This window comes from Pseudomonas sp. JAI120, assembly GCF_014207255.1.
In the GTDB taxonomy this organism is placed as follows: Bacteria; Pseudomonadota; Gammaproteobacteria; order Pseudomonadales; family Pseudomonadaceae; genus Aquipseudomonas.
Map to the genome: position 1 here is coordinate 903,788 of NZ_JACHCZ010000002.1, position 13,710 is coordinate 917,497.

At 60.5% G+C, this 13,710-nt stretch carries 13 protein-coding genes; 5 read left to right on the forward strand and 8 right to left on the reverse strand.

What is annotated here, in order from left to right; genetic code table 11:
* Window positions 1–45 precede the first annotated feature (45 nt).
* Both HDC32_RS16005 and HDC32_RS16010 read left to right on the forward strand, forming a co-directional pair.
* Entirely contained in the window at window positions 46–1,092 is a 1,047-nt protein-coding gene (locus tag HDC32_RS16005) for a calcium/sodium antiporter (RefSeq protein ID WP_184744938.1), read from the forward strand.
* Window positions 1,089–1,469, forward strand: coding sequence for a carboxymuconolactone decarboxylase family protein (locus HDC32_RS16010; RefSeq protein WP_065924306.1), 381 nt, complete (start codon window positions 1,089–1,091; stop codon window positions 1,467–1,469). Before HDC32_RS16005 ends, HDC32_RS16010 begins: the two co-directional genes overlap by 4 nt.
* On the opposite strand, the gene HDC32_RS16015 is transcribed toward HDC32_RS16010, so the two are convergent.
* The 5 genes from HDC32_RS16015 to kdgD form a co-directional block, all read right to left on the reverse strand.
* Window positions 1,466–2,407: an AEC family transporter gene (locus HDC32_RS16015; protein WP_131698440.1), complete on the reverse strand. Its 942-nt coding sequence runs from the start codon at window positions 2,405–2,407 to the stop codon at window positions 1,466–1,468. The genes HDC32_RS16010 and HDC32_RS16015 overlap by 4 nt on opposite strands.
* Window positions 2,408–2,570: 163 nt before the next feature.
* Window positions 2,571–4,124, reverse strand: coding sequence for a galactarate dehydratase (garD, locus tag HDC32_RS16020; protein WP_184744648.1), 1,554 nt, complete (start codon window positions 4,122–4,124; stop codon window positions 2,571–2,573).
* Window positions 4,125–4,135: 11 nt separating this feature from the next.
* Window positions 4,136–5,500, reverse strand: a complete 1,365-nt coding sequence (locus tag HDC32_RS16025) for an MFS transporter (RefSeq protein ID WP_131698442.1) — start codon at window positions 5,498–5,500, stop codon at window positions 4,136–4,138.
* Between the two features lie 98 nt (window positions 5,501–5,598).
* Window positions 5,599–7,044 carry an aldehyde dehydrogenase family protein gene (locus HDC32_RS16030; RefSeq protein ID WP_027604836.1) on the reverse strand — a complete coding sequence of 482 codons (1,446 nt, stop codon included), beginning with the start codon at window positions 7,042–7,044 and terminating at the stop codon, window positions 5,599–5,601.
* Window positions 7,045–7,098: 54 nt separating this feature from the next.
* Window positions 7,099–8,010 (reverse strand): 5-dehydro-4-deoxyglucarate dehydratase, encoded by a 912-nt coding sequence (gene kdgD, locus HDC32_RS16035; RefSeq protein ID WP_027604837.1) that lies wholly within the window; start codon window positions 8,008–8,010, stop codon window positions 7,099–7,101.
* Window positions 8,011–8,252: 242 nt separating this feature from the next.
* Between kdgD and HDC32_RS16040 the strand changes: the two genes are divergently transcribed.
* Together HDC32_RS16040 and HDC32_RS16045 are read left to right on the forward strand one after the other, a co-directional pair.
* Complete coding sequence (locus HDC32_RS16040; protein ID WP_131698444.1) at window positions 8,253–9,425, forward strand: phospholipase; 1,173 nt, start codon at window positions 8,253–8,255, stop codon at window positions 9,423–9,425.
* A 110-nt stretch (window positions 9,426–9,535) separates the two neighbouring features.
* The gene (locus HDC32_RS16045) at window positions 9,536–9,949 is read left to right on the forward strand and encodes a hypothetical protein (protein WP_131698445.1); all 414 of its coding nucleotides are present in this window, start codon (window positions 9,536–9,538) and stop codon (window positions 9,947–9,949) included.
* Window positions 9,950–9,965: 16 nt separating this feature from the next.
* Here HDC32_RS16045 and HDC32_RS16050 read toward each other — a convergent pair whose 3' ends face one another.
* Window positions 9,966–10,715: a FadR/GntR family transcriptional regulator gene (locus tag HDC32_RS16050; RefSeq protein WP_131698446.1), complete on the reverse strand. Its 750-nt coding sequence runs from the start codon at window positions 10,713–10,715 to the stop codon at window positions 9,966–9,968.
* A 278-nt stretch (window positions 10,716–10,993) separates the two neighbouring features.
* On the opposite strand from HDC32_RS16050, the gene HDC32_RS16055 reads away from it, so the two are divergent.
* Entirely contained in the window at window positions 10,994–12,583 is a 1,590-nt protein-coding gene (locus tag HDC32_RS16055) for a glucan 1,4-alpha-maltotetraohydrolase domain-containing protein (RefSeq protein WP_184744650.1), read from the forward strand.
* A gap of 60 nt (window positions 12,584–12,643) precedes the next feature.
* Here HDC32_RS16055 and HDC32_RS16060 read toward each other — a convergent pair whose 3' ends face one another.
* Window positions 12,644–13,063, reverse strand: coding sequence for a ClpXP protease specificity-enhancing factor (locus HDC32_RS16060; RefSeq protein WP_131698448.1), 420 nt, complete (start codon window positions 13,061–13,063; stop codon window positions 12,644–12,646).
* Between the two features lie 17 nt (window positions 13,064–13,080).
* Window positions 13,081–13,698 carry a glutathione S-transferase N-terminal domain-containing protein gene (locus HDC32_RS16065; RefSeq protein ID WP_027604841.1) on the reverse strand — a complete coding sequence of 206 codons (618 nt, stop codon included), beginning with the start codon at window positions 13,696–13,698 and terminating at the stop codon, window positions 13,081–13,083.
* Window positions 13,699–13,710: the final 12 nt, after the last annotated feature.

Genomic DNA, 13,710 nt, shown 5'->3' on the forward strand with positions numbered 1-13,710 from the left:
GCCATTTTCGGATTAACCGCCCTCTCGCCCTGGAGCCTGCTCGAACTGGTCAGCGGCCTGGTGCTGCTGATCATCGGCGCCGAAATTCTGGTGCGCGCCGCCGTGCGCCTGGCCGCCAGCCTCAAGGTGCGGCCGCTGATCATCGGCCTTACGGTCGTCGCGTTCGGCAGCAGCGCGCCACAGATGACCGTCAGCCTGCAGGCCACCCTGGCCGGTAATACCGACATTGCCGTGGGCAGCGTGATCGGCAGCAGCATCTTCAACATCCTCGTGACCCTGGGCCTGTCGGCGCTGATCATCCCCCTGCGCGTCTCGCGACAGCTGGTGCGCGTGGATATTCCGGTGATGATCCTCGCCGGGTTGCTGGTGTTTACCCTGGCGGCCAATGAAGAACTGACGCCGGTCGATGGCCTGTTGCTGCTGATTGCCCTGCTGGCCTACCTCGGCGTGCTGCATTACCAGACTCGCCATTCGCGCCGCCCGCGCACCCTGGATACCGTCGCCCGGGCGCCCTGGCTGAGCAGTGTGCTGCAGATGCTGGGCGGGCTGTTGATCCTGGTGCTGGCCGGGCACTTGCTGCTCGGTGCGGCGGTGGATGTGGCGGCTGACCTGGGCCTGTCGGAGCGCATCATCGGCCTGACGCTGATCGGCGTCGGGACTTCCTTGCCATGCCTGGCCACCTCACTGATTGCCGCCCTGCGCGGCCAGCGGGACATTGCCGTGGGCAACGTGATCGGCAGCAACCTGTTCAACCTGCTGGGCGTATTGGGGCTGACCGCGCTGCTCGCGTCTTCGCCGCTGTCGGTGTCGCCCAACGCCCTGGACTTCGACCTGCCGGTGATGCTTGGCGTGGTGGTGTTGTGCCTGCCGGTGTTTTATACCGGCTACCGCGTCACCCGCGCCGAAGGCCTGGTGTTGCTGGGCCTGTATCTGGCGTATGGGCTGCACGTGATGTCATTCACCACCGGCATGCCCCTGGCCAACAAGCTTGAACAACTGATGCTGTATTACGTCCTGCCAGTGCTGGTGGCTTTCCTGTTGTTCAGCACGCTGCGAGCCTGGCGCCGCCAACACAAGAGGGAATCGCAATGACCGATCAGAAAAAGCCCGGGGTTGAAATGCGTCGCCAGGTGATGGGCGATGTGTTCGTCGACCGCGCCCTGGGCAACGCCACCGAGTTCACCCAGCCGCTGCAGGACTTCGTCAACGAACATGCCTGGGGCAGCGTGTGGACCCGCGAAGGCTTGCCGCTGAAGACGCGCAGCCTGATCACCCTGGCCGCCCTCACCGCACTCAAGTGCCCGCAGGAGCTCAAGGGCCACGTGCGTGGCGCGTTGAACAACGGCTGTACTGTGGAGGAAATTCGCGAGGCGCTGCTGCATTGCGCGGTGTATGCCGGCGTACCGGCGGCGATTGATGCGTTTCGGGCGGCGCAGGAAGTCATCGACACCTATCAGAAAGAAGGCTAGATCCAGCCACCCGCCTGCAACACGAAAATCCCGATATTCGTGGTCACTGCCGCCATCAGCGTGGTGATCACGATAATCGCCGCCGCCAGTTCATGATTGCCCTCGGCCGCCCTGGCCATCACGAAGCTCGCCGCGGCGGTCGGTGCGCCGAAGTACAGGAACAGAATCCCCAACTCCGGCCCGCGAAAGCCCAGCAGCCACGCCCCTAAGGTCGCGACCACCGGCAGCCAGACCATCTTCATCAAGCTCGCGCTCAGCGCCATATTGCCGCTCTTGCGCAACGCCGCCAGGGACAAGGTACCGCCAATGCAGATCAATGCCAGCGGCAAGGTGGTGTCCGCCAGGTACTGCATGGATTTTTCCAGCCAGCCGGGCAGGCCAATCTGAAAATAGGCGAACGGCGCCGCCACGATGACGCTGATGATCAGCGGGTTGGCCACAACACTTTTGCAAATACTCCACGGGTCGGACTTGATCACCGGGCTGTACACCGCCAGCACAATGGTCGACAGCGTGTTGTAGAACAGGATCACCAGCGCCGCGAGGATCGCGCCGAGGGAGATGCCGTAGTCGCCATACATGCTGGCGGCCAGGGCCAGGCCGATCACCCCGTTATTGCCGCGAAACGCGCCCTGGGTGTAGATGCCCCGGTCTTCACGCTTGCAGCGAAAAATCGCCCAGCCCCAAGCCAGCGCAAAGCTCACCAGTGTGGCAATGGAGAAGTAGATCAGCAAACCCGGCTTGAGCGCCGAGTGCAGGTCGGCGTGGAGGATGCCGAGGAACAGCAACGCCGGCATGGTGACGTTGAACACCAGGGACGAAGCCGTGTGGATAAAGTTGTCGTTGATCCAGTTGATGCGCTTGAGCAGCACACCCAGGAACAGCATGGCGAATACCGGCGCGGTGATGGTGAGGGTGGTGAGGAAGATAGCCAGCATGCCGGGGAGAACCTTGGTGAGCGTCGTCAGGTGGCTAATGATAAGCCATACAGCCCAACGGCGCCTGATAGACCGCTATCGGGGGCAAGCCCCCTCCCACAGTTTGAATGGTGAATACCTTCAGTGTGAGAGGGGGGCTTGCTCCGATGCAGGCGACTCGGTCTCAGGTAATCGGCGCCGGGTTGAACAAGGTGATGTCGTTATGCAGCTTGTGATGCTCCGCCCAGGTCTGCTTCTTACCGCTGGCCACGTCCAGATAGAAGTGGAACAACTCCCAGCCCAACTCCTCAATGGTCGCGCGCCCGGTGGCAATGCGCCCGGCGTCGATATCGATGAGGTCCGGCCAGCGCTGCGCCAGCTCCGTACGCGTCGAGACCTTCACCACCGGCGCCATCGCCAGCCCGTATGGCGTGCCGCGCCCGGTGGTGAACACATGCAGGTTCATCCCCGCCGCCAATTGCAGGGTGCCGCAGACAAAGTCACTGGCCGGCGTCGCGCAAAAAATCAGGCCCTTGCTTTTGAAGCGCTCGCCCGGGCCCAGCACGCCGTTGATCGCGCTGCTGCCGGACTTGACGATGGAGCCCAGGGACTTCTCGACAATGTTCGACAACCCGCCCTTCTTGTTGCCCGGTGTGGTGTTGGCACTGCGATCCGCCTCTCCCTTGGCCAGGTAACGGTCGTACCAGTCCATTTCCCTGACCAACTCTTCGGCAATTTCTTTCGTCTCTGCGCGCGAAGTCAGCAGGTAAATGGCATCACGCACTTCGGTGACTTCAGAAAACATCACCGTCGCCCCCGCCCGCAGCAATAAATCCGAGGCATAGCCCAGCGCCGGGTTGGCGGTGATGCCGGAAAACGCATCACTGCCGCCGCACTGCATGCCCAGGATCAACTCGGACGCCGGCACGGTTTCCCGGCGACGCTGGTCGAGCTTCTTCAGGCGCACTTCGGCCAGGTCCATGATCTGCTCGATCATCTCGGTAAAGCCATGGCTGGAATCCTGCAACCGATACAGCCACGGCTCGCTGAGGTCGACGGAGCTGTCGTTGTCGTGCATCACCTGCCCGGCCTGCAACTTCTCGCAGCCCAGGCTGATCACCAGGGCTTCGCCCCCCAGGTTCGGGTTGCGCGCCAGGTTACGGACGGTACGGATCGGGATGTAGGCATCCGTCGCAGTAATCGCCACCCCGCAGCCGTAGCTGTGGGTCAGCGCCACCACGTCATCGACGTGGGGGTATTTGGGCAGCAATTCGTCCTTGATGCGCTTGACCGCATGGTCCAGCACGCCCGTCACGCACTGCACCGTGGTGGTGATGCCGAGGATATTGCGCGTGCCCACAGTACCGTCGGCGTTGCGATAGCCCTCGAAGGTAAACCCCTCCAACGGTGCCTGGGTTTCAGGCACCTCGGTGGACAGCGGCAAGCTGTCCAGCGGTGGCGCGGTGGGCATGCGCAGTTGATCTTCCTGGACCCAACTGCCGCGCGGAATCGGCGCCAGGGCGTAACCGATGGTCTGGCCGTAGCGAATAATCTGACCGCCTTCGGGGATGTCTTCCAGGGTCACTTTGTGGCTCTGGGGGATGAAATCCACGGTCACCAGGCCGTCCGGGAACTCGGTCCCGGCCGGTACGCCCTGGTCGTTGACCACGATCACCACGTTGTCGCGCTCGTGCAGGCGAATGGAGCGCGGCGAGTCGGCATGTTCAATCAACTGCATCACGGGGCCCCTCAGGAATGCGCTTCGGTTAGGTTGGTCAACTCAGGCCCCTTGCTTGGCGGCTCTTTGAGTACTACACGCTTGATCGGGCCGACGATGACCAGATAGCTGAACACCGCCACCAGTGCGTTGGCGCCGACAAACACCAGGGCCCACTTGAACGAGCCGGTGGTGCTGATGATGTAGCCGATGACAATCGGCGTGGTGATCGACGCGAGGTTACCGAAGGTGTTGAACAAGCCGCCACTGAGACCGGCGATTTGTTTCGGCGAGGTGTCGGATACGACCGCCCAGCCCAGTGCGCCAACGCCTTTGCCGAAGAAGGCCAAAGCCATGAAACCCACCACCATCCATTCAACGTCAACGTAGTTACACGCGATGATGCTACTGGAGACCAGCAGGCCTGCAATGATCGGCGCCTTGCGGGCGAACGTCAGCGAATGGCCTTTGCGCAGCAGATAGTCGGAAATCACCCCGCCCAACACACCACCGATAAACCCGCAGATCGCCGGCAACGAGGCGATGAAACCGGCCTTGAGGATGGTCATGCCGCGGTCCTGCACCAGGTAAACCGGGAACCAAGTCAGGAAGAAGTAGGTGATGCCGTTGATGCAGTACTGGCCCAGGTACACGCCAAGCATCATGCGGTTGGTCAGCAACTGACGAATGTAATCCCACTTCGGACCGTCGGTTTTCTTACCCTTGCCCTTGTCCTGATCCATATCGACCATCGCGCCATTGGCGGCGATGTGATTGAGCTCGGCTTCGTTGATCATCGGGTGCTGGCGCGGACTGTGGATAACTTTCAGCCAGATCAGCGAGAACACGATGCCGATCACGCCCATCACGATAAACACGTGCTGCCAGCCGAAGCTGTAGACAATCCAGCCCATCAACGGCGCGAACAACACGGTGGCGAAGTACTGCGCCGAGTTGAAAATCGCCGAAGCCGTACCGCGTTCGGCGGTCGGGAACCAGGCAGCAACAATGCGCGCGTTACCTGGGAAGGACGGCGCCTCAGCCAGGCCCACCATGAAGCGCAGCATGAACAGAGCAACCACTGCGGTGGAGACACCGAACTCACCGACATAGCCTTGCAGCACGGTGAACAGTGACCAGGTGAAGATGCTCAGGGCATAGACTTTTTTCGAGCCGAATCGGTCCAGCAGCCAGCCGCCGGGGATTTGCCCGGCCACGTAGGCCCAACCGAATGCGGAGAAGATATAACCGAGGGTGACCGCGTCGATGCCGAGGTCTTTTTGCAGGCTGGAGCCCGCGATTGCAATGGTCGCCCGGTCGGCGTAGTTGATCGTGGTCACCAGGAACAGCATGAGCAGGATCAAATAGCGGACATGGGTCGGCTTGGTCGCTTGCATGTAGCAGTACTCCCACTAATTATTTTTTTTGCGGGTAATGGTTTTCTATTTTTGTCGTGGGGACCGGCAGGCCTCCGGCCCCCACTGGGTGTTGCGTATTACGAACCGATGTAGCTGGTTTTCACCACGGTGTAGAACTCCTGCGCATAGCGACCCTGCTCCCGCGAGCCATAGGACGAGCCTTTACGGCCACCGAATGGAACGTGGTAATCCACACCTGCCGTCGGCAGATTGACCATCACCATCCCCGCCTGGGAATGACGCTTGAAGTGGTTGGCGTACTTCAACGATGTGGTTGCAATGCCCGCCGACAAACCGAACTCGGTGTCGTTGGCCATGGCCAGTGCCGCCTCGTAGTCAGCCACGCGCACGACGTTGGCGACCGGGCCGAAGATCTCTTCACGGCTGATACGCATGGCGGCTTCGCTGTCGGCAAACAGCGTTGGCGCCAGGTAGTAGCCTTCGGTGTCACACGTCACCAGGCCGCCACCGCTCACCAGCCGCGCGCCTTCGCTTTGGCCGATGTCGATGTACTTCATGTCCTGGTCCAGTTGGGCCTGGGAAACCACCGGGCCGATGTCGGTGCCGCTTTTCAGCGCGTGGCCGACTTTGATCGACTTCATGCGCTCCGCCATGGCCGCGACGAACTGGTCGTGAATACCGGCGGTGACAATCAGGCGGCTGGACGCCGTGCAACGCTGGCCGGTGGAGTAGAACGCGCTCTGTACCGACAACTCGACGGCCTGCTTGAGGTCGGCGTCGTCGAGAATGATCTGCGGGTTCTTGCCGCCCATTTCCAACTGCACTTTGGCTTGGCGCGACACACAGCTGACAGCGATCTGACGACCCACACCGACGGAACCGGTGAAGCTGATGCCGTCGACTTTCGGGCTGTTGACCAGCACGTCGCCCACCACACGGCCGCTGCCCATCACCAGGTTGAACACACCGGCAGGGAAACCGGCGCGGGAGATGATCTCCGCCAGGGCCCAGGCGCAGCCCGGTACCAGTTCAGCCGGTTTGATCACCACGCAGTTGCCGTAGGCCAGGGCCGGGGCGATTTTCCAGGCGGGGATGGCGATCGGGAAGTTCCACGGGGTGATCAGGCCGACCACACCCAGGGCTTCGCGGGTGACTTCCACGTTGACGCCCGGGCGTACCGACGGCACGTAGTCGCCGGACAAACGCAGGCATTCACCGGCGAAGAACTTGAAGATGTTACCGGCGCGGGTCACTTCGCCGATGGCTTCCGGCAGGGTCTTGCCTTCTTCACGAGCCAACAGGGTGCCGAGTTCTTCGCGACGGGCGAGGATTTCGCTGCCGACTTTATCCAGGGCATCGTGGCGAGCCTGGATCCCGGAAGTGGACCAGGCCGGGAATGCGGCGCGAGCAGCGTCGATGGCGGCGTTGACCTGGGTGACGTCGGCCTTGGCGTATTCACCGATGACATCGGACAACTCCGACGGGTTGAGGTTGACGCAGTAGTCGGCGCCGGCAACCCATTCACCGTTGATGTAGTTCTCAAAACGCTTTACTTGGGACACGAATCTTCTCCTGACGCAAAAGGCCGCTGATTGCTCAGCGGCCTTGTGGATAATTTATTGCGGACCTTGCTTGTCGATCAGCGCGGCCAGGGCTTCGTATTCTTCCGGCAGCAGATCGGTCAGCGGCGTGCGCACAGGGCCTGCGTCATAGCCGACGATTTTTGCACCCGCCTTGACGATGCTCACGGCATAACCGGCCTTGCGGTTACGGATGTCCAGGTACGGCAGGAAGAAGTCGTCGATGATCTTGGCGACGGTGGCGTGATCATCCTTGGCAATGGCGTGGTAGAAGTCCATCGCGGTTTTCGGGATGAAGTTGAACACCGCCGAGGAGTACACCGGTACGCCCAGGGCCTTGTAGGCAGCGGCGTAAACCTCTGCAGTCGGCAGGCCGCCGAGGTAGCTGAAACGATCGCCTAGACGGCGGCGGATCGACACCATCAACTCGATGTCACCCAGGCCATCTTTGTAGCCGATCAGGTTCGGGCAGCGCTCGGCCAGGCGTTCCAGCAGCGGAGCGGTCAGGCGGCACACGTTGCGGTTGTAGACCACCACACCGATTTTGACCGATTTGCACACGGCTTCAACGTGGGCGGCAACGCCGTCCTGGCTGGCTTCGGTCAGGTAGTGCGGCAGCAGCAGCAGGCCTTTGGCGCCCAGGCGCTCGGCCTCTTGCGCGTACTCGATGGCCTGGCGGGTCGAACCACCGACACCGGCGAGGATCGGCACGCTGGTGGCGCAGGTATCAACGGCGGTCTTTATCACTTGGGAATATTCGCTGGCGGCGAGGGAGAAAAACTCACCGGTGCCGCCCGCTGCGAACAAAGCAGTGGCGCCGTAAGGTGCCAGCCATTCCAGGCGCTTGATATAGCCTGCCTGGTGGAAGTCACCCTGGGCATTGAAATCGGTCACCGGGAAAGACAGCAGACCGTGGGAGAGGATGGACTTCAGTTCTTGTGGATTCATTATTCGAACACCCTGGGCGAAGACTTTCTATTGAAAGGTTGTTGGTTTTGTTGATGTCGTACGTCATCGTACAACTATAAATAATTTCGTCAACTCCAATTCATCGGCGTTGTGCATTTGAGTGAGTTGAACGGCTCAGGCAGCGGTGTTCTTGACGTAGGAAATTATTCCTCTATGCTCTGCTTAACTGTATATGCATACAGCTATCAAGGAAGATTCCTACGACATAGCAAGGAGCTAACATGTCAGGTCTTGAACTCGCAGCACCCGAAAAGAAACCGCCAGTCCTACGTTTCGAAGGGGGTGAACACACCGCCATCGGCGACGATACGTTGTTGCGCTTTAGTAAGGACGCACCGGCGATTCCCGCGCGACAAGTCGAACTGCATCTGCCCAACGGGCTGGCACTGACCTACGGGCAAGTGATCGCCCTGGGCGGTGACTTTTATGGCATCCCCGGCCAGCCTATCAACGAGGGCACCTCACCTGCCGATCGTGTGCAACGCTTTAGCGCAGCGTTCAACTCACTGGCCGTGCTGCCAGCAGCGCGGGACGAAGCACCGAAAATCCTGGCGGTGATGCAAAAAGAGATCAGCGCGGTCAACCAGGCGATCAAGGACGGCAAGCAAGCCCATGAAGCCTATGATGCCCTGGGTGATACGTTGTCCGAGGAATGGAACCGCATCACCGGTGGCGGCAGCGCGGTGTCGGCACTGGTCCCATTGGGGCGCTACCTGAAACTGGCGGCGGACAATGCCGACCACTTCGGCGAATGGGCGCTGGCGGCCTACCTGGCGGGGCATGCAGCCGCATTGCAACAGGCCGTGGTGTCGCATCAAACCGGCACCGACCAGGCATTGGAACTGGCCTACGCCATGAACAGCTTTGCCGATCACTTCTTGACCGATCTGTTTTCTGCCGGGCACCTGCGGGTGCCGCGCAAACAGCTGGCAGCGGTCGTCACACCGGGCGAATTGGGTTCTCTGATCAGCCGCTTCATGCACGATGAAGACAGCAAGTTCGGTCTCAAGGTACGCAATGCCATGGGTGACGAGTGGCATGCCTATGGCGACAAACGCTATTTCGACAGTATCGACGCAGCCAATCGGGCACAGGTCAAACGCGCCGTTCAGGCATCCGCTGATGAGATCTTCGAAACCTTCATCAATGGCGTTGCGCCCTCCCCGGCTGACTTCAAGGCACCGCTGTATGTGCCGGATTTGAACGCGGCACAGAACCCGGCGAATAACTTCTCGCCGCTGTTCAAAATGGAGGGGGATAAGGTGCTAAGGCGTAAAGATGTCAGTGACCTGAACGACAAGCACTGGACGAATGACTGGTGGGGCTGGAGTACGTATTTGTTGTTGAAGGACTACAAACCCAACACACCTCATGAGAAGGACCGCTTGTCGTAACTGTTATTTCTAACAGTTACGCAGGATCTGTCCACGGTAGATAAGTCTCTTCAGGGCCGCACTGCCGCCCCTGAAGAGCATCGTCCGCTCATAACCAGAGGAACTCCATCATGACGCTTCCACTCCCCACCCTTGACCATCCGGCGACGGGCACATTGGCCCAGGGCGAGGTGACTGTTTCGCGCCTTGGGACCGAAATGAGCCTGAGCATCTCGAACACAGCCGATTTACCGAGTGATGGGAAAATCTACGCTTTTATCCTGAGCGATAAAACGGATGATCCCGAATCCCCAAGCTGGTCTGGACAGAAAACGCATGCGACCGAAACGGGCGACTGGTACGTCCTGCATGGCGAAGACCCGGAGGACGGGGAATTCCGCCGGCGCATAAACATTCAGGTCAACATCCCTAAAAGCGAGCTGCAGAAGCACACCGGGGAAAAAATTTATGTTGGCTATACGGCCGTAGCCAGTGAGTCCGGTGTGACCGAAAGCTCTGGGACGATTGAACTGACCGTCAAGTGAACCAGGCTCTCATGCTTCAACCCCGCTGCGCTTCTGCCTCTTCATGAGCATGGCGCAGCCGCTCGCGACTGTTGGTCAGGTGCAAACGCATGGCCGCCCGCGCCGCATCCGAATCCTGGCGGGCAATCGCCTCATAAATCTCTTCGTGTTCGCGACTCAGGCGTCCCATGTAGTGCTGGTGGTCATCATGGGCCAGGCGTGCCGAGTTCAGGCGCGTACGCGGAATGATGCTGGTGCCCAGGTGGGTCATGATGTCGGTGAAGTAGCGGTTGCCGGTGGACAACGCAATTTCCAGGTGGAAGGCGAAGTCCGAGGCCACTGCATCACCGGCGTGCGCCGCGCTTTCATTGAGGGCATCGAGGGCCGCGCGCATGGAGGCCAGCTGTTCATCGCTACGGCGCAGTGCGGCCAACCCGGCGGACTCCACTTCCAGGCTGATACGCAGTTCGAGAATCGCCAGCACATCACGCAGGGTCACTACGGTGGCCGGGTCGATGCGAAAGCCGCTCGGGCTAGGCGTGTCCAGCACAAAGGTGCCGATACCATGACGGGTTTCCACCTGCCCCGCCGCCTGCAAGCGGGAGATGGCTTCCCGGACCACGGTGCGGCTGACGCCATGGGCGTCCATGATCGCCGATTCGGTGGGCAGCTTGTCGCCACGCTTGAGTTGGCCGTCGCGGATCTGCTCGGACAACACCGTGACCAATTCCTGGGCAAGGCTGCGGCGCTTGCGGGGAAGACGAGGGGCGGTGCTGGCGTTTTCCATGTGGAATCATCTATCTCGGCGGACTAAAACAGCATCATAGCCCATGGCGGTTGTACGATCACCGTTTGTACCGCACTTTCATGTACAAGCCGGCAGCTTTCAGCCCCGGCCATACATGCACCCCCGTGCAAAGGGGTTCAAACTCGAACATAACGCGTGGCTACTTCACACCTGAATCTTAGTGCCAAACGATCTCGCGCACCTGGCAATTATGACAGCAGACGGGTTTGCATCCTCGTAGCAGAGTAAAGCCTGTTCCAGCAAACAGGTGGCGGGTGATGAAACGCACAGGCTGGTATTGCACAACGATTGTCTGGCTGCTGGCATGCACCGTCCACGCGGCGCCGCCGACTGTGCGCAATGGCGGTGGCGAAGACATCCTGCTGCAAGGCTTCCACTGGAACTCCAGCCGCAATGCTCCGCAGAAATGGTATGAGGTGCTGGCACAAATGGCCCCCACTATCGGCCAGGACGGCTTCACCAAAATCTGGCTGCCACCCGCCTGGACCGATCAATCCAGTTGGAGCGACGCGGCGTCGGGAACGTCCGGTGGGGGTGAAGGTTACTTCTGGAGCGACTTCGACAAGAACAGCCGATACGGCAGTGACAGCCAGCTCAAACAGGCGGTCGCCGCCTTGGCAGGGGCCGGCGTGCAAGCAATATACGACGTGGTGCCCAACCATATGAACGACAAGCTGCCGAGTCAACAGATACGCTTCCCCAGGGACCTCAAGCTGTGGCGCGATGACTGCACAACGCCCGTCGTCTGTGATGAGGGCGACGCGTTCATGAGCGGTTCGGCCGACCTCAACACAAGCAACTCGGAAGTCTCGCAGCGCTTCATGCAGGAATTCAGGAACCTGCGGGACAACTACAGCGCCAAAGGCTTGCGCTTCGATTTTGCGCGCGGCTACGCACCGGAGCGGGTCGATGTGTGGATGAAAAACTTTGGTGACCAAGCGTTCTGCGTCGGCGAGTTGTGGAAAGGCCCCAGCGAGTATCCGGCGAACGACTGGCGCAGTCAGGCCAGTTGGCAGGATGCGTTGAAGGACTGGTCGGATCGGTCCCACTGCAGCGTGTTCGATTTCGCCCTCAAGGAGCGCATGCAAAATGGCAGCTTGGCCGAGTGGCGCCATGGCTTGAATGGCAACCCCGACCCGGCATGGCGACAGGTCGCGGTGACCTTTGTCGATAACCACGACACCGGTTATTCGCCAGGGCAATACGGCGGGCAGCACCATTGGTCCCTTGCCGATCCGCAACGCAATATTGCCTATGCCTATATCCTGCTGAGCCCCGGTACGCCCACTGTGTATTGGCCTGACATGTACGACTGGGGCCGGAGCGACCTGATCCGCAAGCTGATCAGCCTGCGCAAGGACGCCGGTATCAGTGCCGACTCACCGATCAGGTTCCAGACCCACTATTCCGGATTGGTGGCCGCCATCCAAGGCAGCCGCAAGCGCCTACTGATCGCTTTGGACTCCGACCTCTCCAAGGTGCCTGACGGTTTCAGCCCTGCGCTGTTTGCGGACGGGCAGCGCATCCGCTCGTGGCAGGCCGCTCCGGCACCTTCCGACACCACCACCACTTTGCACTGCGACAACGTCAGGCCGGGGCTCGGCCAGGCAGTCTACGCAGTGGGATCGCCTATCGAACTCGGCGCCTGGGACCCGGCCCACGCCATCGCACTGCAACCCGGCGCAGCCAATCGCTGGAGCGGTACTGTCGTGTGGCCGACCCAGCAACACATCGAATGGAAATGCCTGATCCGCAGCCTGAGCAATATCAACGAGGTCTACTGGCAAGACGGCCTCAACAATCAGTTCACCACGGGGGCCGCCAGCGAAACAGCGGGGAATTTTTGACAAAAAAAGCCCCGGCAGAGCCGAGGCATTTTTTAACGTAGGCCCGAAGACTTACGCACTTTACTTCACCACTTTCAGGCTCGGCCGACCGCTCGGACGCGGCGGCTCGGTCTCCGGTGGCGGCACATCATCGCCGTCTTCGTTTTCAATCGCTTCGTCGTCCTCGAAAGGCGACTCCAGATCGAACACCATGCCTTGGCCGTTCTCCCGGGCATAGATGCCGAGGATAGCGCCAATCGGCACGAACAGCGTATGCGGCACACCGCCGAAACGCCCTTCGAAGCTGACCGCTTCATTGTCCATGTGCAGGTGGCGCACGGCACTGGGTGATACGTTCAACACAATCTGCCCGTCACTGGCAAACCCCTGCGGTACCTGAACCGCAGGAAATTCGGAATTGACCAGCATGTGCGGGGTGCAATCGTTATCCACAATCCACTCATAGAGCGCGCGGACCAGGTAAGGTCGACTGGAGTTCATCAACGGCTCCTTAAGCCTTAGCGCATATCGCGTTCGACACCAGACAGACTCGCCTGGAAAGCCTCACGCGCGAACTGGCGCTCCATGTAATCAAGCAACGGCTTGGCCGGCCGTGGCAGTTCAATGCCCAGAATCGGCAAGCGCCAGAGTATGGGTAATAGGCAGCAATCCACCAAGCTTTGTTCCTCACTGAGGAAAAAAGGTTTATCGGCGAACAACGGCGAAACACCGGTCAGGCTCTCGCGCAATTCCTTGCGCGCCTGCACCCGAGCAGCTTCTTTGCTGCGGGTATCCAGAATCAAATCCACCAGCCCGCACCAATCTCGCTGGATCCGATGGATCAGCAGGCGGCTGTTGGCACGGGCCACCGGATACACCGGCAGCAAAGGCGGATGCGGGTAACGCTCATCCAGATATTCCATCACCACGGTTGACTCCCACAACGCCAGGTCACGATCGACCAGGGTGGGCAAGCTGCCGTAAGGGTTCACTTCGATCAGTTTCGGCGGATGACGACCCACCTCCACACTGATGATCTCGGCGCTGACACCCTTCTCTGCGAGTACGATGCGTACTCGGTGGGAATAGTGGTCGGCGGGGTCGGAGTAACAGGCCAACCGATTGGTCACGCCCATGGCGGTCCTCCT

Bases quoted from the DNA above. Each gene is read 5' to 3' on its own strand.
- HDC32_RS16010 (WP_065924306.1), top strand. From the start codon at position 1,089: ATGACCGATCAGAAAAAGCCCGGGGTTGAAATGCGTCGCCAGGTGATG.
- HDC32_RS16015 (WP_131698440.1), bottom strand. From the start codon at position 2,407: ATGCTGGCTATCTTCCTCACCACCCTCACCATCACCGCGCCGGTATTC.
- garD (WP_184744648.1), bottom strand. From the start codon at position 4,124: ATGCAGTTGATTGAACATGCCGACTCGCCGCGCTCCATTCGCCTGCAC.
- HDC32_RS16025 (WP_131698442.1), bottom strand. From the start codon at position 5,500: ATGCAAGCGACCAAGCCGACCCATGTCCGCTATTTGATCCTGCTCATG.
- kdgD (WP_027604837.1), bottom strand. From the start codon at position 8,010: ATGAATCCACAAGAACTGAAGTCCATCCTCTCCCACGGTCTGCTGTCT.
- HDC32_RS16040 (WP_131698444.1), top strand. From the start codon at position 8,253: ATGTCAGGTCTTGAACTCGCAGCACCCGAAAAGAAACCGCCAGTCCTA.
- HDC32_RS16045 (WP_131698445.1), top strand. From the start codon at position 9,536: ATGACGCTTCCACTCCCCACCCTTGACCATCCGGCGACGGGCACATTG.
- HDC32_RS16050 (WP_131698446.1), bottom strand. From the start codon at position 10,715: ATGGAAAACGCCAGCACCGCCCCTCGTCTTCCCCGCAAGCGCCGCAGC.
- HDC32_RS16055 (WP_184744650.1), top strand. From the start codon at position 10,994: ATGAAACGCACAGGCTGGTATTGCACAACGATTGTCTGGCTGCTGGCA.
- HDC32_RS16060 (WP_131698448.1), bottom strand. From the start codon at position 13,063: ATGAACTCCAGTCGACCTTACCTGGTCCGCGCGCTCTATGAGTGGATT.
- HDC32_RS16065 (WP_027604841.1), bottom strand. From the start codon at position 13,698: ATGGGCGTGACCAATCGGTTGGCCTGTTACTCCGACCCCGCCGACCAC.